Origin of the sequence: Floricoccus tropicus (assembly GCF_001832905.1) — a bacterium.
Taxonomy (GTDB): Bacteria; Bacillota; Bacilli; order Lactobacillales; family Streptococcaceae; genus Floricoccus; species Floricoccus tropicus.
The window spans coordinates 145,965-165,394 of record NZ_MKIR01000024.1; the positions used below are offsets into that span (position 1 = coordinate 145,965).

Sequence of the window (19,430 nt, forward strand, 5' to 3'; positions counted from 1 at the left end):
AATTATTGATAGATTTAGTCGAAAAATATGAAAAAATAGAAGAAATTTTAAAGAAATTTTAAACTGGTCTAGAGACAGTCTATGAGGCGGATAAGATAGTAATGAAATTTTATAATACTAAAAAAATCTGTGCTAAACGTTTGACAAGGTTTATGTGTCCTGTATAATTAATACTTTAAGCTTACATATAACGTATAAGTATTCCTATTTGAGCTCAGACAAATATGTTATTTATTAAAATGGAATCATTATAGAGAGGATGTAAAATGAAAAACGTTAAACTTACAGTAAACAATTTAACTAAGATTTTCGGTAAGAAGCAACAACAGGCTTTGACCATGGTTAAAGAAAACAAAAGTAAGACAGATATTCTTGCTAAAACAGGAGCGACAGTCGGTGTTTACGATGCCAGCTTTGAAGTCAATGAAGGTGAAATCTTCGTCGTAATGGGACTTTCTGGTAGTGGTAAATCAACAATGATACGTCTGCTAAATCGCCTAATTGATCCAACTTCTGGAGAAATTTATATTGACGGGCAAGATATCGCAAAAATGAATAAAGAAGAGTTAAGAGAAGTTCGTAGACATAAAATTAACATGGTCTTCCAGAACTTTGGACTTTTCCCACACAAGACTATTCTTGAAAATACAGAATATGGTCTTGAAGTCAGAGGTGTCCCTAAAGAAGAAAGACAAGAACGTGCTGAACGTGCCTTGGAAAATTCTTCATTACTACCGTTTAAAGATCAATATCCTGACCAATTATCAGGTGGGATGCAACAACGTGTAGGTCTTGCGCGTGCTCTGGCAAATGATCCACAAATTCTACTTATGGATGAGGCTTTTTCTGCTCTTGACCCACTGATTCGTAGAGAAATGCAAGATGAACTTTTAGACCTTCAAGCAACAGTTCAAAAGACAATTATCTTTATTACCCATGACTTAAATGAAGCCCTTCGTATTGGAGATAGAATTGCTATTATGAAGGACGGACAAATCATGCAAATTGGTACAGGGGAAGAAATTCTTACTAACCCAGCTAATGACTATGTTCGTGAATTCGTAGAAGATGTTGATAGGTCTAAAGTACTTACAGCACAAAATATCATGGTTCCTGCTTTGACAACAAATATTGAAATTGATGGACCAAACGTTGCACTTAAGAAAATGCGTGATGAAGAAGTTAGTATGTTGCTTGCCATTGATAAGCACAGAAAACTTCGCGGTAGCCTAACAGCTGATAGTGCTGTGGAAGCTCGCCGTAATCATACACCACTTATTGATGCGATTGATAAAAATGTACGCAAGATTTCAAAAGATACTCTTGTTACAGATATCTTTAATCTTATTTATGATTCACCTGCCCCACTTGCTGTTGTTGATGAAAATGACCGCTTAGTTGGTGTAGTAATCCGTGGTAGTGTTATTCAAGCCCTTGCTGATACAGGGGAAACTGATCCACAGGGTGAAAATATTGTTGAGGAGGTAATTATCAATGACTAATTTTCTTCAAAAACCATTACCAGTAGCTGACTGGGTTGAGAACTTTACTGAATGGGTAACAAATACCTTCTCAGGGTTCTTCTCTGTAATCCAATCAGGAGGACAATCATTAATTGATGGAGTAATTTCTGTCTTAAATTTTGTACCTCCTCTACTATTCATCGCTGTATTGACAGTTATTGCTTACTTCATTTCAAATAGAAAATGGGGTCTAACAAGTTTCACACTTATTGGTTTACTCTTTATTTACAACCAAGGACTTTGGACAGATTTAATGAGTACACTAACACTTGTCTTACTTGCTAGTTTATTATCAGTAATTATTGGTGTACCGCTAGGTATTTGGATGGCTAAAAGTGATTTAGCTCAAAAAATTATTTCACCAATCCTTGACTTTATGCAAACAATGCCAGGATTTGTATATCTAATTCCAGCCGTTGCTTTCTTCGGTATCGGTATGGTACCAGGGGTATTCGCATCAATAATCTTTGCTTTACCACCAACAGTTAGATTTACAAACTTGGGTATCAGACAGATTCCTGAGGAATTGGTTGAAGCATCAGATTCATTTGGTAGCACTCCTAGACAAAAATTATTTGGAATTGAGTTACCACTAGCTAAAAATACAATTTTAGCAGGTGTAAACCAAACTGTAATGCTTGCCCTTTCAATGGTAGTTATTGCATCAATGATTGGGGCTCCAGGTCTAGGTCGTGGCGTATTATCTGCTTTACAAAGAGCTCAAGTTGGTAACGGATTTGTAAACGGACTTGCTCTAGTAATCCTTGCTATTATCATCGACCGCTTTACACAATATCTTAATAAACCAAAGCGTAAAGCTAAAACAGGTCAAAAATCACCTATGAAAAAATGGGTAATCCCAGCAGCAGTAGTTGCAGCACTTGCAGTAGGTATTGGATTCTTTGCTCTTGGTAACAAAGAAGATGATCAAAAAACAATAAATCTTGCATACGTTGAGTGGGATACAGAAGTTGCTTCAACGCACGTTCTTGGACAAGTCTTTAAGGACATGGGTTACAAAGTAACAATGACACCGCTAGATAATGCTATCATGTGGGAATCAATCTCAAAAGGTGAAGCAGATGCTACAGTTTCAGCATGGCTTCCAAATACCCACAAAGCACAATATGAGCAATATAAAGATAGCCTTGATGATTTAGGTCCAAACCTCAAAGGAGCTAAACTTGGATTGGTAGTACCTTCTTATATGAATGTGAACTCAATTGAAGATTTGAAAGGCGAAGCCAACAAAACAATCACAGGTATTGAGCCTGGAGCAGGTGTTATGAATGCCGCTGAAAAGACTCTAAAATCTTATCCAAATTTATCAGATTGGAATCTTTTATCTTCATCATCAGGAGCAATGATAGTAGCTCTTGGTCAAGCGCTTAAGAACAAAGAAGAAATAGTAATCACAGGTTGGACTCCGCACTGGATGTTTGCCAAATATGACCTTAAGTTCTTAGAAGATCCTAAGAAAACAATGGGAGACGATGAAAGTATCCATACAATCGCCCGTCTCGGACTTAAAGATGACAAAAAGGATGCCTATAAAATCCTTGGTAACTTTAAGTGGACAAAAGATGATATGGAATCTGTTATGTTAGAAATTAACAACGGAACATCACCAGATCAAGCAGCGAAAAACTGGATTAAAAATAATTCAGATAAAGTAGCTGAGTGGACAAAGTAAACAATAAATAATCAGTTTTTTGCTAGACTATGTAAGAAAGTATCTAGCTAGAAATTGTTGATTAGCATCTGACTTAATTGCCAGATGCTTTTCTTTTTAAGTAATTACAACTGTGCTATAATTTATGAAAAGAAAGGGTGGTCAAATGAAGAAAAAAATTGCAATTATTGTATCCGTTGCGGTAGCTGCCCTGTTATTAATATTTTTTATTTCTGTTGTAGTGACAATGCGCGTGTCTCCTAAGCCAACTGCTGTTGTCTTAAATAAGGCAGTTTTTAAGGAAAAAGGATCTATATCTGATAAAGATTCTCATGAAAAGACAAAGGACCTTGTAGAAGCTAAATATAATTTGGAATATACATCTAGTCATAAAAACAACACCTTTGATGTTTATTATCCTAAAGAAATTAAAGATAAGGTACCAGTTTTATTTTGGGTACATGGTGGTGGATACCTGGGTGGAGATAAGGAAATGGTCAAGGAATTTGCCAGTAAACTTGTAGCCCATAACCAAGTTGCAGTAGTTTCAATGAATTATGAGCTAGCACCAGACTCGCAATACCCTAATCAACTTATCCAACTTGATGAATTTTATAAATATATGGTTAAGAATCAAGATCAGTATAAGCATTTTGACTTTTCTAAGTTATTTTTTGGAGGTGATAGTGCTGGCGCACAAATTGCCCTTCAATATGGACTAGTAGAAACGAATAAAGAGTATGCAGATAGTATGAAATTTGAGCAATCAATACCTAAAGGTCATATAAAAGGAATGATTTCGTATTGTGGACCTGTAAACTTAGTAAATTTAATTGGTCTTTATGGTGAGAATCAAGCAGCCACATATACTATTTCAAGTATTGCTTGGTCAATAATTGGAACAAGAGAATGGAAAACAAGCCCTCAAATAAAGGAAGGAAGTATTGCCGAGCATGTTACAGCAGACTATCCGCCAACTTATATAACTGATGGAAATTTCTATTCATTTGAAGATCAAGGAAAATCACTTGAAGGTAAATTAAAAAATTTAAAAGTTCCTGTGGAAACACTGTTTTTTGATGATACTAACGAGATGATATTCCATGAGTACCAATTTAATTACACGAAGCCAGCATCAGTTAAATGTTTTGAACAAACAGAAGGATTTATTAAGGAATTTTCAGATAAGTAAAGCTGAAGTTTACAACAGAGTTTACGTTTAAATCACATAAATAGATTGGATTTACATTGAATTTATGCCTTTATATGTAAAGGTTATGGTTTACAGCTCATCTTGAAAAGATTTATTAAAATTTTTTGTTTTTTATAATTTATGATAAGATGATTTATATATTTAAGGGAGCTTTTTATGGATATTTACAAAATTTTAACCGATGCAATCTACCCAGTTTTTAAGATTTTTGTAGTCTTTTTAAATGTAGTTGCAGTTTTAATTCTTATGTATGGATCATTTTTAGGAATTAAAGAGTTTATTTCATCTAAAAGAAGCAAAATTTCAACAGATGAAGCAATATTATCTAATCAACATATAAAAAATCATCTAGCAAGCTATATTTTACTTAGTTTGGAAGTTCTTATAGCTTCTGATATTATTGAATCCGTAGTCCATCCAACCTTACAGGATTTACTCAAATTAGGTTTCTTAGTAGTAATTAGAACAGCAATTTCATTCTTCTTAAATAAGGAAATTGAGGAAGAGTCATAATAATAAAACCTTAGATACTTTAGTATTTAAGGTTTTATTTAAACTTTCTATAATTTTGTATTCAAAAATGTTTTTACTGCTTCTGCAACTGCTTTAGGTTGGTCTATCCAAGGCATGTGTCCGGCATCTTTAATCAGTTTAAATTGACCTATTGGAAATGATTTAGCGATTTTTTCCCCTTGTTCAATGCTGGCAAAAGTATCGTTTTCACCCCAGATTAATTGAATAGGAATAGAAATTGATTCTAATTCTTTTCCATTTATAGCATTTTCTGCTTTTGCATTAAATGTTTTAAGTAAACTCAAAGTAGACATTTGATAATTTGGTAGATTTTGAAAATAGTAGTAACATTCACTAAATTCTTGGGGCATTTTTTTAAGTGCTGTATCAGAAGTACCCATTCTTCTTAGTCCATTAAGGGCTTGAGAACGTTTTTTTGGAACTAGTGCTTTAACAGCTATATTTCCTATAATTGGGAGTGTCATGGCCTTTAGAGGAAGTGGGATCTTCTCAAGCATAACGCGACCGGGATTGGCTATAAGGTTCATACTATGTATTCTTTCAGGATGTGACATAGCATACCAAAGAGACCAATGACAACCCATTGAATGTGCCATGAAGTCAACCTTATCAAGTTCAAGTTTATCTAGCACTTCATCAATGATATTTACGACAAATTCTCTAATGTTATTGACTTTTTCATGGTTCATGCCATCACTAAGCCCTCCGCCAGGGCGATTGAAGATAAAAAATTTATATCCATTGAGTTCTGATAATAGAGGAATAAAGGGAAACATATCTCCAGTATTTCCAGGCACTACAAATACTGGCTTACCTTCACCTATTTCGGAAACTCTAATCCTTAAACCATCTTTAAGAGTAAACCAGTGATCTATTTCTTTCAAATTATAGGCTTTTAGTAATGCAAGCTCTGCCATCTGAGCATTCTTAAATTTTTCACTATCATGGTTTAACTTTGGTTGTTCATATGTCATATTAAAATTTTCCTCCCAGTAATTTTTCAGCATTTTTATAGAAAATATCTTGTTTTTCTATCTCTGTTATTAGTTTTGTCTCCTCTAACTGTTGGGCTAGGCCATCAATCACATGAATTGGTGTGTATGGAAAGTCTGATCCATATAGAAAATGGTCAGAACTTGTGATTTGTAGTAATGTAGGTAATTGATAAGGTAACACCATACCTGCCAAATCAAAGTATATATTTTGGTTATTCATAATTTGTAGTAAATTATCAGGAGAATAAATTTCATTCTTAGAAAGAAATTTATTCCCTTCAGATATTCTTTGAGCAATTATTGGTATAAGAGCTCCTGCATGAGGAATAATCCAAATAATATTAGGATATTTAGTGAATATATTAGACTCAGCCATGTTAGCTAGAGTTCTTGTAGTATCAAAGAAAAATTCCATTAGGGGAGTTTTTATATTTTTTCCTGCTTCAATATTTTGTTCGTATGGTTCAGTGGGATGGATAAAAGCCAGTGACTTTATGTCGTTAAGTTTTTGCATTACTGGATTTAATTTTTCATTACCTAAGTACTGTCCTTTACTATTTGTTGGGAAAGAAAATCCAATTACTTCATTCTTCAAATTATCTATAGTAGTTAAACTTTCATTGATATAAGGAAGAGGTAAACTTGCAACATAGGAAAAATCATTTGAGTGATTTTTTACTAAGTTTAAGCCTTCCTTATTTATCTCACTAATAAGCTTTAAACATTCATTCTTAGTAGCATGACTAGGGTGAGGACTTGAAAGACTTATTATTGAATGAGTAATATTTTCTTCTTCCATCAAATTAAGGTGATCTTCTACTGTCCATTCGGGAGTTTTAACTCCATCTGCCAGATCATTGAAATTGTCTTTTAAAAAATTTTTATAGGCTTTTGGAATAAAGTGTGTGTGAAAATCTATTTTTTTAACTTTTGCTAGCATTGTTATCTCCTTTGTTGTATTTATAAGTTAATTATATTGAAAGAGATATGGAAAAATAAGGTACAAAATTTCTAATAGTGTTTCATATTTAATATGTTGAAGTGGCCAATTATATATGTTAGATTTAATTTAATGAAAACCAATGAGGGTGTATAATATGCAAAAAAAATTACCATCTAGTAAGGAAAAGCTTTTGGAAGCCTTGAGCCATCAATTAACCTATAGACCTATAGAAGAAATTAAGGTTTCTGAATTAATTAATGAAGCAAAAATAAGTCGTTCAACATTTTATCGTTTATTTGAAACTAAGGAAATATTTTTTGATTGGGTTTTACACTATTATTTAGAGGGGCTTTCAACGACGACAAAATCCAATAGTGAAAATTCACAAGAATTTTATTATAATTATCTTACATACATTGACCAAAATTCTATATATTTTAAAGTTTTTAATAATAGTAATATGTGGCCGCAGTTTAATAGTGAAATGTATAGAATAGGGATTGATATTTATAAAGATTTTATTTTTTCTCAAACCTATGATAAAAAACTTAGTATTTTTGTTAGCAATTATATAGTAAATGCACATATCGGTGTGGTGATGGAATGGTTAAGACAAGAAAAAATGGAAAGACCTGAACAATTATCTAAATTATTGGTTGAGTTGACAAGTTCAGCTTTAACAAGTCAAGGTATTGAAATGGAAAATATGTTTGAGAACAGAATTAAATGATTCTGAATACTAAGTAGTAATATGGTTTTTTTCTTAATTAATTTTTTTTATATCCCTATTAAATTTTTATAACCCATATTTTATTGACTTAAGTTTGTATTGTTATAAAATGAATCTCAAACAAAACGCATGGAAAAAGAGAGTAAGTTTGAAATTCTTTTAAAGAGAGTATCCGTTGGTGAGAGGGAGCAAAGTAATACAAACTGAAAATGACTTTAGAGCGGTTGTCTATTTATATATAGCAAACGAATCTTCCCCGTTAAAGGAAGACCATACAAATCTTGTGTGGACTGAGATAATCTATCTATTTTTACTGGCATTAAAATAGATAAATTGTGAACTAAGGTGGTACCATGTGTCGCAGCATCCTTAGAGAGAAATCTCTAAGGATTTTTTGTATAGTTTTTGGAAATTCAAAAAGCTGTACCAGATAAAGGAGGTTAGTCAAAAAGAATAATGGAAGTTGAGATGTGTAGTAGAAGTGGATAAATAATAAATTAAGGAGAAATAAAATATATGACTGAACAGGCATTTGAAACTATTCAATTACATGGTGGACAAAAAGTAGACAAGGAAACAGGAAGTCGAGCAGTACCAATTTATCAAACAACATCCTATGTTTTTGATGATGCAGATCATGCGGCAGCTCGTTTTGGTTTAGCTGATGCTGGTAATATCTATACTAGAATTACTAATCCAACAACTGATGTTTTAGAGCAAAGACTTGCTTTACTGGAAGGTGGTGTAGGTGCACTTGCTACTGCATCAGGATCAGCAGCTATCACATATGCCATTCAAAATATTGCCTCAGCAGGAGATCATGTTGTTTCAGCAAGTACTATTTATGGTGGAACATATAATCTTTTTGCCCATACATTACCTCAATTTGGTATTGAGACAAGTTTCGTGGATGCAAGTGACCCAGAAAATTTCCGTCAGGCTATTCAAGAAAATACAAAAGCAATTTTCGTTGAGTCCTTAGGAAATCCAGATACTACCATTGTTGAATTGGATAAGATAGCAGAAATTGCTCATGAAGCAGGTATTCCAGTAATTGTGGATAATACCTTTGCGACAGCATATCTTTTCAAACCATTTGAATATGGAGCAGATATAGTTGTTTATTCTACAACGAAATTTATTGGAGGACATGGTGTTGCCCTAGGTGGAGCAATCATTGACTCCGGTAAATTTGATTGGACTAATGGTAAGTTTCCAAGCTTAGTAGAGCCTGATGATAGTTATCATGGGATATCATGGACGGATGCAACTGGTCCTGCAGCATATATTACACGAGCAAGGACAATTTTATTAAGGGATACCGGAGCCACTATCTCCCCGTTTAACTCTTGGTTAACGCTTTTAGGTCTTGAAACCTTATCACTTAGACTTGAGAGACATGTTGAGAATGCTCAAAAGGTTGCGGAATATCTTGAAAACCATCCTAAAGTATCATGGGTATCTTATCCAGGTCTTGAATCGAGTAAATATCACGATTTAGCTGAGAAATATTTTCCTAAAGGAACGAGCTCGGTCTTTACCTTTGGTTTGAAGGACGGGGCAGAGGCAGGTAAGGAGTTAATTAACAATGTTAAACTCTTCTCGCTTTTAGCAAATGTTGGCGATGCTAAGTCGCTCATTATTCATCCGGCATCGACGACTCATTCACAATTAAACGAGGAACAGTTGGCAGAAGCTGGAATTAAACCTGAGACAATTCGCTTATCTGTTGGAATTGAGAACGTAGACGATATTATAGCGGATTTAAGTCAAGCTTTAGATGCAATATAAGAGGAAGTGAAATATGAAGCAAAATGAAGATAAAATATACGATCTAGCTGTTTTAGGTTGTGGATCAGTTGGTTCTGCAGTTGGTTACTATGCTAGTAGAAAGGGGGCTTCGATCCTTGAAATTGATAGCTATCAACCACCTCATGACTTTGGCACACATCATGGGCAAACGAGAATAATTCGCCATGCATACGGTGAAGGTGACAAATATGTTCCTCTTCTTCTAGAAGCCCAAAGTCTTTGGGAGGAATTACAGGATCAAACTGAGGAAAAATTTCTTCATCAAGTTGGAATAGTAAACATCGCTCCTCAAGAGTCAGATTTTTATAAAAATATTCTTTCAAGTGCTGAAAAATATAGGTTACCAATAGATATTTTGACAGCCGTGGAACTGAATGAAAGATTCCATACTTGGAATTTTGATGATGACTACAAGGCGATTTATGAAAAAAATGCAGGTTATTTAAGGACAGATATTATTATTAAAGAATATCTTGAGAAAGCTAAGGAATACGGAGCAACCCAGGCTTTTAATCAACAAGTTTCTCAGATAATTAATGAGCCAGATTATATTAGAATAATCACTGATAATGCTGAATATAAGGCAAGAAAACTTGTAGTATCAGCAGGTTCTTGGGTGAAAAGTCTATATCCTGATCTGCCCATCCAGCCTGTAAGAAAAACATTCCATTGGTTTGAAGCCGAGTATGAAAACCTTCTAGAGACAAAAGGTTTTCCATGTTTTACTGTCAATCTTAAATCAAATGAAACATACTATGGCTTCCCAGGATCTGACAACTTAATTAAAATAGGTCGTCATGATGGCGGACAAGATATTTCAAATTATCAAGAGCAATATGAATATGATGATGATAAAGATGCAAAGGAAGTTGAAAATCTTCTAGGTACTTATTTGATAGGTACTGGGAAACTTGATTTTGGTAAGACTTGTTCATACGACATGTCACCTGATGAAGATTTTATTATTGACTGGCTAGATGATCGAACACAAATTGTTACAGGTCTAAGCGGTCATGGATTCAAGTTTGTTTCAGTACTTGGACACATATTAGCTAATCGTGCTCTAGGAAAAGAAGAAACAAATCTTGATTTAAGTCCATTTGCACTAGATCGTTTTACTAAAATTACAGAAAAAGTTAAAGATTAATAACTAAAAAATAGCTTCCAGTTATTTTGGGTAATTAAAAAAGATAAGGAGGTGAATAATGCCCATTAAAGTAGCAACTGACCTACCTGCAAAGGCACTTTTGGAAGAGGAAGGAATATTTTCCCTAACAACTGAGAGAGCCTTAAGTCAGGATATCAGACCGTTGAAAATTGCCATTTTAAACTTAATGCCCAATAAAATAGAAACTGAGTTGCAATTCCTCAGGCTTCTATCTCAAACTCCGCTCCAGCTTGAAGTTGATTTCCTTCAGATGGAAAGTCATACATGCAAAAATACCGAAAAAACCTACCTTGATGACTTTTATCTAACTTACGAGGATATAAAAGACAGCTTTTATGACGCACTAATCATAACTGGAGCACCTGTTGAGACTCTACCCTTTGAGCAGGTTGATTACTGGCAAGAATTAAAAAAAGTCTTGGCTTGGAGCCAAACCAACGTTACCTCAAACCTACATATTTGTTGGGGAGCACAAGCAAGTCTTTACTATCATTACGGGGTCGATAAGGTTCAGTTTGACAAGAAAATTTTTGGGCTCTATGAAAATGAAATTAAGGAAGAGACATATCTTTTCCGTGGATTTAGTGATACTTTTGATAGTCCTCAATCAAGATATACAGGACTTGATTTAGAGCAGTTAAGCAAAGCTCCAATTAAAGTTCTATCAACTAATAGTGAGCTTGGACCATTAATATTATCGTCTCAGGATGATAAAAATATATTCGTTCTCGGGCATATGGAATACGAGACCGACAGCTTACATAAAGAATATGTGAGAGATAATCAAGCAGGAATAGGTACGGCAAAGCCCCATAATTATTATTTATCAGATACAGCTGATACCATGAAGAACACATGGCGCTCTGAAGCCTATCTCCTCTACCATAATTGGATAAATTATATTTATCAAAAAACTCCTTATAGATTTAAATAGTGTATGTGAAAATCAAAAAAAACGGCGAAAGTTCTCCTCTTTCGTCGTTTTATAGTTGATTAAAATAGAAATACCTTCGTTTTACTACGTTGTACATTTTTAAGTGACTATATTTTATTCGTAAATATGGAATCCGTAACCCCTTATATGTTCCTTAAGAAGGTCTAGATATTTATTTCCGGTAGAGCTAAGTTCACGCTGCTCTTGTTTGAGCCAACCAAATTGGATAGTGTCTTCATATTCAAGTGGAATGGCCACAATCTTATCATCATTAAGCTCACTTGATATAATCCCTGAACTGATAGTGTAACCATTAAGCCCAACCATAAGATTAAAGATAGTGGCGCGATCACTAACCTTGATTTCCATCTTACGATCCCAAGTACTCAAAATTTCTTCTGAAAAGTAGAATGAGTTATTCTCACCCTGCTCGTAAGACAGGTAAGTATAGTCTTCCAAATCCTCTAGCTTAATAGATTTCTGCTTGGCAAGAGGGTTGTAACGACTAATGAAAACGTGTGGCTTAGCATCGAAAAGTGGTGTAAAAATCAATCCCTTTTCCTTAAAAAGTTTTGACAGCACCTGTCTGTTGAAGGAATTCAGATAGAGAACTCCGATTTCACTCTTAAAGTTAGTTAAGTCATCTAAGATGTTCTGAGTTTCAGTTTCTCTCAGAGTAAGTTGATACTCATCACTGTTGATTGACTTTACAAGCTCAACAAAAGCATGAACTACAAAGGCATAGTGCTGGGCAGATACTGAGAAAGCTTGTTTTCTCGGTGATTTATTTTTATATTTTTCTTCTAATAGATTTACTTGGTCAAGAATTTGCCTTGAATAAACAAGGAATTCCCTTCCTTCAGGTGTCAAAGAAACACCGTTTTTGGTTCTTAAAAGTAATTGAATCTCCATTTCGCTTTCAAGTTCCTTGATGGCATTTGAAAGACTAGGCTGTGTTAGAAAGAGCTCTTTAGCAGCCTCATTAATAGAACCCTTTTCAGCGATTTTTTCTAAATAAATAAGTTGTTGTATTCTCATTTCATACTCCTTTCTATAATTATAGCAAAGGTTATAGCTTTTGACTATAACGATCTATGTTTATTATCAGTTATCCAAAAAAGTTTCTATATGTTAATTTATATGTTATAGCTTTGAAATAAGGAAAAGAAAGCAAATAAAGATAAGAGATAGATAGGGAGTTTTTTATGACAACAACAATTATTGGTTTTCCCCGTATAGGTGAACATAGAGAATTAAAATTTGCGACTGAAAAATATTTCAGAAAAGAAATTACAGACGATGAATTTAAACAAATAACAAAAGATATTCGTAAAAAGCACTGGAAGGAAGTTGAGGATGCTGGAATTGATATTATACCTTCTAATGATTTTTCTCTTTATGATAATACTTTAGATGCAGCATTTTTATTAAATATTGTACCTAAAGAAATTGAGACAATTGACCTGTCAAACTTAGATAAGTACTTTGCTCTTGCGCGTGGTTATCAGGGTGAAAAAGGTGATGTCAAAGCCCTTCCGATGAAAAAATGGTTCAACACAAACTACCACTATATCGTTTCAAAGTTTACAAAAGATACTAAAATTAAACTTACTGGAACTAAGATTTTCGATGAGTTTGCGGAAGCAAAAGAGCTAGGAATCACAAGCCGTCCAGTAATTGTTGGCCCATTCACTCTACTAAAACTTAGTGATTATGCAGAAGGGCTAAGTGCCAAAGATTTTGCTAAGGATTTGACTGCAGCTTATAAAGAAATCTTCGCAAAACTAGCTTCATTTGGTGCAGAATGGATTCAAGTAGATGAACCAAGCCTTGTAAAAGATTTGAGTCCTGAAGACATTAGTCTTTTCAAAGAAATTTATAGCGAACTTTTAGCGGATAAAAAATTAAAAGTCCTTCTTCAAACTTACTTTGGTGACGTAAGAGACATTTACAGTCAGCTAATTGACTTGGATTTTGATGGAATCGGTCTTGACCTTGTAGAAGGTCCTAAAAATATTGAATTAATCAAAGATAATTTCCCAGCAGATAAAAAGTTATTTGCAGGTATTGTAAATGGAAAATACATCTGGAAAAATAATTACCAAAATAGTTTATCTACCTTAGAAGATTTAGGAATTGAGGATTTGGTACTGACTACATCATCATCTCTACTTCATGTACCTTATACAAGTGAAAATGAAAAATTTGAGCCAGAAGTCCTTGAACATTTTGCCTTTGCTAAGGAAAAATTAAAGGAATTAAAGGAACTTGAAGCAATTTTAAAAGGTGAAGGTCAAGAATATTTGGACCAAAATAAAGCCTTATTTGCTAAGGAAAGAATCTCTAAAAATCAAGAACTTGCCACTAAAATTGATGGATTGACAGAGGCTGACTTTACACGTTTGCCAGCATTTGCTGAAAGGGAAGCTATCCAAAAAGAAGTATTCAAATTGCCTCTTTTACCGACAACAACTATTGGTTCATTCCCACAGACCAAGGAAGTTAAGCAAATTCGTGCCAAGCTTAAGAAGGGTGAAGTTTCGCAAGAAGAATATGATACTTTCATCGGTAACCAAATTAAGGACTGGCTTAATTGGCAGGAAGAGATTGGCTTAGATGTCTTAGTTCACGGTGAGTTTGAGCGAAATGACATGGTTGAATACTTTGGTCAAAACTTGTCAGGTTATCTTTTCAGTCAAAATGGATGGGTTCAATCATACGGAACTCGTGGTGTAAAACCTCCAATTATTTGGGGTGATGTGGTGCGCGAGCGACCAATTACTGTTAAGTGGTCAGCATACGCTCAGGAACAAACTGACAAGATTGTAAAGGGGATGTTGACAGGACCTGTAACCATTCTTAACTGGTCATTCCCACGTGAGGATATAAGTCTTAGAGAGTCAACTTTACAGATTGCCCTTGCCATTCAAGAAGAGGTACTTGACCTCGAGAAAAATGGTATCAGAATTATCCAGATTGATGAAGCAGCTTTGAGGGAAAAACTTCCGCTACGTAAGAGTGACTGGTTTAAGGAGTATCTTGACTGGGCAATCCCAGCCTTTAGATTGGTTCACAGCAAGGTAGATGAGAAAACGCAGATTCATACACATATGTGTTATAGCGAGTTTACAGATATCATTCCAGCAATTGACCAGCTTGATGCAGACGTTATTTCATTTGAAGCGTCACGTTCTAACCTAGACATCTTAGACGAACTAAAAGCTAAGAATTTCCAGACAGAAGTAGGACCAGGGGTGTACGATATCCATTCTCCTCGTATCCCATCAGTCGAAGAAATTACTAAAACAATCCATACCATCTTGACTAAAGTCCCTGTAGAAAAAGTTTGGGTGAATCCTGACTGCGGACTTAAAACACGTGGTATTCCGGAAACAAGGGCTAGCCTTGTAAATCTTACACAGGCGGCTAAAGACGTACGAAAGGAATATTAATATGTCCAATTATCCAAGTCTCTCATTTGAGATTTTCCCACCAAATACACAGGTGGGAGAGGAAAAAATATATACTACACTCAAAGGTCTTCAAGGTTTAAAGCCAGACTTTATTAGTGTTACATGTTCTAATAGACAAAAAAATATTGAGGATACTACCCTTAAGCTGGCTGATTATATTCAAAAAGAATTAGGCATTTCAAGTATAGCTCACCTTCCAGCAGCTTATTTGACAAAGGCACAAGTTGATAAGATATTGACACAACTTGATGAATTAGGTATTAATCAGTTACTAGCTCTCAGAGGTGATATAGTTGAAGGATTTGAACCAACTCATGATTTCCAATATGCTAGCGATTTGACTTCTTATGTAAAGGAAAAAGCTCCTCATTTTCAAGTTACAGGAGCTTGCTATCCAGAAGTTCATCCAGAATCAATAAACCGCATTGCTGATATTAATAATCTTAAGAAAAAGGTTGATGCAGGTTGTGATAGACTTATTACTCAGTTATTTTTTGATAATGACCTCTTTTACAACTTCCAAGAATCTTGTCAGCTTGCAGGAATTGAAGTTCCAATCCTTGCAGGAATCATGCCCATTGTAAATCGTAATCAAGCTTTACGACTACTTAATACAACGCAGACAAAACTTCCAAGAAAATTCTTAGCAATATTGGATAGATATGAAAATGATCCAGTATCATTAAAAGCTGCAGGCCTTGCTTATGGAATTGATCAAATCGTTGATCTTACAACACAGGGAGTTTCAGGTATTCATCTTTACACCATGAATAATGCTCAAGTTGCTAAACACATATATGAGAACACTGCACCATTATTTAAGAAGGAAGAAGCAAGTTTACAAGAAAAACAGGACAAAATATTTCTGACAAAGCTTGAAGAATTGTTGGCAGTATAATTTAAGAGGAGAATTTATGAGTCAAATTTTAGATAGTATTAAAATTTTAAAAGATAAAAAATGGATTGACTTGACACATGATGTTACTGATTCAATTCCATACTTTGCAGCATTTTCTCCCCTTAAAGAGACTACCTTATTTACAGTAGAAAATGATGGCTTTTTAGCCAAAGAATATACGATAGTAAGCCAGTATGGAACACATTTAGATGCACCAGTTCATTTTGCTGAAGGTAAGAGATCTTTACAAGATATAGCCTTGGATGAATTAGTTCTACCATTGTATGTAATCCATAAGGAAGATGAGGTCAAACAAAACTCCGATTATCTTCTTACAGTTCAAGATATTTTAGATTTTGAGGCTGAATTTGAGAAAATTGAGGCAGGTAGTTTCGTAGCTTTTTCTAGCGGCTGGTCTAAAAAATGGAGAGAAAAAGAAGCTTTTTATAATATTGATGAAAATGGTCAGGCACATACACCCGGATGGTCGTTAGAAGCATTAAAGTTTTTAGATAGAGAGCGTGGTGTTCATGCCATTGGTCATGAAACTTTAGATACCGACCGAGCAATTGATGTCACAGAAAATAAAGACATCGTTGGTGAACGTTACTGGCTATCGCAAGATAAATATCAGGTTGAGGTATTAACTAATCTTGAACAAATTCCATCAGCAGGATCAGCAATCCTACTTGGCTTACCAAAGTTTAAAGATGCACCTGGATTTGGTGTAAGAGCTTTTGCAATCACAGAATACAGTCACTTAAAAATAGATTAATACATCGTTGCGATTTATACTAATAAGCTTGCTTATTTAAGTGTAATCGACAGCGTAGTAAAACGAAGGTAATTCTATTTTAATCAACTATATAATAATAAAGCCAGTCTTCATTGAGTGAGGTCTGGCTTTTTCTAATCAATCTTATTTTACTGTTACTGCTTCATAAATCTTCAATCCATGTTTGTGAATTGCTTCAATATCTTTTTCAACAGGATCGCCTTTTTCTGTTAAGTAATTTCCAAGGAAAATCGAATCTACAAGGAGCATACCTAGATTTTGCATTTCTGCTAAATGATATTCCCGTCCTGCGCTGATGCGAATCTCTGTACGTGGGAAGAGGTATCTAATCATTGTGACAACTTTTAAGCAACGAAGTGGTGTAAGTTCGTGTCTTCCTTCTAATTTAGTACCATCAATCGGTAGCAAGAAGTTCATAGGAACTGAGTAAGGATTCTTTTCTTTTAGGTCAAAAGCCATCTCTACTAGTTGCTCGTCCGTCTCACCCATACCGCAAATAAATCCAGAACAGATATTTACATCATCTTCATTCAATCTATCAAGGGTATCAATTCGATCTTGATAGCTGTGAGTAGTAGTAATGTTATCGTAATTATCCCTTGGAGTATTAAGGTTATGATTTACACGGTCAACGCCCACTGATTTAAGGTAGTCAATTTGTTCACTATCAAGAAGTCCCATTGATACACATAGCTCTAAGTTCAAGTCTTCTTTAATAGTTCTAAGAGCAGCACCCATGACTTTTAGTTCACGCATAGTCGCACGAGTTCCACTCATTGCAATACAGAAAGTACTTGCGTGATTCTTTTTAGCTATCAATGCTTTCTTAATGATTTCATCATTAGGAATTAGTCCGTAGGTTTCTACTTCAGCTTCACTGTACTTAGACTGTGCACAGTATCCGCAGTCTTCCGCACAAAGTCCGCTCTTAGCGTTTAGTAAAGTATTGAGTCTAACTTCATTGGCAGAAATTCCATTTTTTAAGGCTACGGCACCAGCATAGATAGCCCACCAATCATCAGTACTTTCTAAGATATAGAGCGCTTCATCAGGTGTAATTTCTCTAGTTCCGTCAATAATTTCTTGGGCAAGTTTTAAGTAGTCCATTGATTCTCCTCAGATATTTTTAGATTAGTAACCTACATAAAATTATATAGGTTAACTATAAATGTTGCAAGATGTTTTGAAAATTGTTAAACATCACTTTGAAGAATTTCTTTTCAAATAATATCCCTTATAACTTTTACCAAATATGTTAAAATAAGGATAATCTAAAGAATAGAATAGGAAATAAAAATGGCAAAATTAGGATTTTTAAGTCAGTTGAATGACGAACTTGATAAAAATTTTTCATATGACTATGAAATTAACTGGGATAAAAAGAATCATGCAGTAGAACTTGCTTTTCTTTTGGAAGCAGAGAACAAGGACGGTCTAGCTATCGTTGATGCTGATGACGTTGAGTCGGCTGAGAATATCTTGTACGAGGACGCTGTGATTTTCTATAATCCACAAAAATCTAGCGTTGATGCTGAGGAATATCTTGCAACGATACCTTATAGTGAAAAAGGTCTATCTAAAGAATTTATTGCAGCTTTTGTTGACTTTTTACAGGAAACTGCAGATCAAGGTCTTGATGATTTAATGGACTTTTTAGCAGATCCAGAAGCAGAGGAATTCTCAGCTAAATTTGACGCTGCCGCTTTTGGCGAAAAGACTGCCGCTTTGGTTGAAACTGAATTCTTTAAGTACCCAAGATACTAGGAGGTTATAGATAATTATGGATAAATGGCAAGAAGTAACTGTTGAACTTGGTCGTGAGGCTGTCGAAGCAGCTAGTGAAATTATGCTTAATTCAGGAGCTCAAGGTTTGGCAATTGAAGATAGTGCTGACTATTTAGATCACGTGGATAATTTCGGTGAAATTATGCCAGAAATTGAACAATCTGATGTTGTTATAATAGCTGGTTACTACCCTGAAAATCTTGTAATTTCAGAAATTTTAGTGGAAGTAGAAGAAAAAATTAAGAATCTAGCAACTTTTGGAATCGAAGTAGGTGATGTTAAAGTAAGTTCTAACCAACTTTCAGAAGAAGATTGGGCAGATTCTTGGAAAAAGTACTATGAACCAACGAGAATTAGCCATGATTTAACTATTGTACCTTCATGGACTGATTATGAGCCAATCAATGAATCTGAAAAAATTATTAGACTTGACCCAGGTATGGCTTTTGGTACAGGGACTCACCCAACAACTAAAATGTCTTTATACGCTTTAGAGCAAATCCTTCGTGGAGGAGAAACATTGCTTGATGTTGGTACTGGTTCAGGTGTTCTATCAATCGCAGCATCATTACTAGGAGCAAAGGAAATTTATGCTTATGATTTAGATCAAGTGGCTGTAAATGTCGCTCAAGAAAATATTGATTTAAATGAAGGAATGACAAATATCCATGTTGCAGTGGGTGACCTACTAAATGGTGTAGAGAAAAAAGCTGATGTCGTTGTCGCAAATATCTTAGCTGACATTTTAGTCTTAATGACAGAAGATGCTTACCGTCTTGTTAAAGATAATGGTTATTTAATTATGAGTGGAATCATTGAAAGCAAGTGGGAGATGGTTAGACAATCAGCTGAAAAAGCAGGATTTTTCCTTGAAACTCGTATTCAACAAGGTGAATGGAATGCTTGCATCTTCAAAAAAACTGACGATGTTATGGGAGTTATCGGAGGATAAAT

At 34.6% G+C, this 19,430-nt stretch carries 17 protein-coding genes; 13 read left to right on the forward strand and 4 right to left on the reverse strand.

Annotated elements, in window-relative coordinates; all coding sequences use genetic code 11:
• Nucleotides 1-266: 266 nt before the first annotated feature.
• From BG261_RS08760 to BG261_RS08775, 4 genes are all read left to right on the forward strand, one after another.
• Nucleotides 267-1,502 carry a quaternary amine ABC transporter ATP-binding protein gene (locus BG261_RS08760; protein ID WP_070792946.1) on the forward strand — a complete coding sequence of 412 codons (1,236 nt, stop codon included), beginning with the start codon at nt 267-269 and terminating at the stop codon, nt 1,500-1,502.
• Complete coding sequence (locus BG261_RS08765) at nt 1,495-3,216, forward strand: ABC transporter permease/substrate binding protein (RefSeq protein WP_070792947.1); 1,722 nt, start codon at nt 1,495-1,497, stop codon at nt 3,214-3,216. The genes BG261_RS08760 and BG261_RS08765 overlap by 8 nt, the downstream gene beginning before the upstream one ends.
• A gap of 145 nt (nt 3,217-3,361) precedes the next feature.
• On the forward strand, nt 3,362-4,387 hold the full coding sequence (locus BG261_RS08770; RefSeq protein ID WP_070792948.1) for an alpha/beta hydrolase: 1,026 nt from the start codon (nt 3,362-3,364) through the stop codon (nt 4,385-4,387).
• Nucleotides 4,388-4,564: 177 nt separating this feature from the next.
• Nucleotides 4,565-4,921, forward strand: a complete 357-nt coding sequence (locus tag BG261_RS08775; RefSeq protein ID WP_070792949.1) for a DUF1622 domain-containing protein — start codon at nt 4,565-4,567, stop codon at nt 4,919-4,921.
• 47 nt (nt 4,922-4,968) lie between these two features.
• Here BG261_RS08775 and BG261_RS08780 read toward each other — a convergent pair whose 3' ends face one another.
• Both BG261_RS08780 and BG261_RS08785 read right to left on the reverse strand, forming a co-directional pair.
• Nucleotides 4,969-5,916: an alpha/beta fold hydrolase gene (locus tag BG261_RS08780; protein WP_070792950.1), complete on the reverse strand. Its 948-nt coding sequence runs from the start codon at nt 5,914-5,916 to the stop codon at nt 4,969-4,971.
• A gap of 1 nt (nt 5,917) precedes the next feature.
• Nucleotides 5,918-6,877, reverse strand: a complete 960-nt coding sequence (locus tag BG261_RS08785) for an amidohydrolase family protein (RefSeq protein ID WP_070792951.1) — start codon at nt 6,875-6,877, stop codon at nt 5,918-5,920.
• Nucleotides 6,878-7,034: 157 nt separating this feature from the next.
• Here BG261_RS08785 and BG261_RS08790 point away from each other — a divergent pair, with 157 nt between their 5' ends.
• The 4 genes from BG261_RS08790 to BG261_RS08805 all read left to right on the forward strand — a co-directional run bounded on the left by BG261_RS08790 (nt 7,035) and on the right by BG261_RS08805 (nt 11,524).
• Nucleotides 7,035-7,610 (forward strand): TetR/AcrR family transcriptional regulator, encoded by a 576-nt coding sequence (locus tag BG261_RS08790; protein WP_070792952.1) that lies wholly within the window; start codon nt 7,035-7,037, stop codon nt 7,608-7,610.
• Between the two features lie 516 nt (nt 7,611-8,126).
• Nucleotides 8,127-9,401, forward strand: a complete 1,275-nt coding sequence (locus tag BG261_RS08795; RefSeq protein WP_070792953.1) for an O-acetylhomoserine aminocarboxypropyltransferase/cysteine synthase family protein — start codon at nt 8,127-8,129, stop codon at nt 9,399-9,401.
• 13 nt (nt 9,402-9,414) lie between these two features.
• The gene (gene solA / locus BG261_RS08800) at nt 9,415-10,569 is read left to right on the forward strand and encodes an N-methyl-L-tryptophan oxidase (RefSeq protein WP_070792954.1); all 1,155 of its coding nucleotides are present in this window, start codon (nt 9,415-9,417) and stop codon (nt 10,567-10,569) included.
• A 58-nt stretch (nt 10,570-10,627) separates the two neighbouring features.
• Complete coding sequence (locus BG261_RS08805) at nt 10,628-11,524, forward strand: homoserine O-succinyltransferase (RefSeq protein WP_070792955.1); 897 nt, start codon at nt 10,628-10,630, stop codon at nt 11,522-11,524.
• A gap of 114 nt (nt 11,525-11,638) precedes the next feature.
• On the opposite strand, the gene BG261_RS08810 is transcribed toward BG261_RS08805, so the two are convergent.
• Entirely contained in the window at nt 11,639-12,562 is a 924-nt protein-coding gene (locus BG261_RS08810) for a LysR family transcriptional regulator (RefSeq protein ID WP_070792956.1), read from the reverse strand.
• Between the two features lie 167 nt (nt 12,563-12,729).
• Here BG261_RS08810 and metE point away from each other — a divergent pair, with 167 nt between their 5' ends.
• From metE to BG261_RS08825, 3 genes are read left to right on the forward strand one after another with little or no spacing between them, the layout of a single operon-like run.
• Nucleotides 12,730-14,976, forward strand: a complete 2,247-nt coding sequence (gene metE, locus BG261_RS08815) for a 5-methyltetrahydropteroyltriglutamate--homocysteine S-methyltransferase (protein WP_070792957.1) — start codon at nt 12,730-12,732, stop codon at nt 14,974-14,976.
• A gap of 1 nt (nt 14,977) precedes the next feature.
• A complete protein-coding gene (metF, locus tag BG261_RS08820; RefSeq protein WP_083318317.1) occupies nt 14,978-15,895 on the forward strand; it encodes a methylenetetrahydrofolate reductase [NAD(P)H] in 918 nt (305 codons plus the stop codon).
• Between the two features lie 16 nt (nt 15,896-15,911).
• Nucleotides 15,912-16,670 (forward strand): cyclase family protein, encoded by a 759-nt coding sequence (locus tag BG261_RS08825; RefSeq protein ID WP_070792958.1) that lies wholly within the window; start codon nt 15,912-15,914, stop codon nt 16,668-16,670.
• Nucleotides 16,671-16,814: 144 nt separating this feature from the next.
• On the opposite strand, the gene bioB is transcribed toward BG261_RS08825, so the two are convergent.
• Nucleotides 16,815-17,798, reverse strand: coding sequence for a biotin synthase BioB (gene bioB, locus BG261_RS08830; protein ID WP_070792959.1), 984 nt, complete (start codon nt 17,796-17,798; stop codon nt 16,815-16,817).
• Between the two features lie 189 nt (nt 17,799-17,987).
• Between bioB and BG261_RS08835 the strand changes: the two genes are divergently transcribed.
• Together BG261_RS08835 and prmA are read left to right on the forward strand one after the other, a co-directional pair.
• Nucleotides 17,988-18,455, forward strand: coding sequence for a DUF3013 family protein (locus BG261_RS08835; RefSeq protein WP_070792960.1), 468 nt, complete (start codon nt 17,988-17,990; stop codon nt 18,453-18,455).
• Nucleotides 18,456-18,471: 16 nt separating this feature from the next.
• Nucleotides 18,472-19,428 carry a 50S ribosomal protein L11 methyltransferase gene (gene prmA, locus BG261_RS08840; RefSeq protein WP_070792961.1) on the forward strand — a complete coding sequence of 319 codons (957 nt, stop codon included), beginning with the start codon at nt 18,472-18,474 and terminating at the stop codon, nt 19,426-19,428.
• Nucleotides 19,429-19,430: the final 2 nt, after the last annotated feature.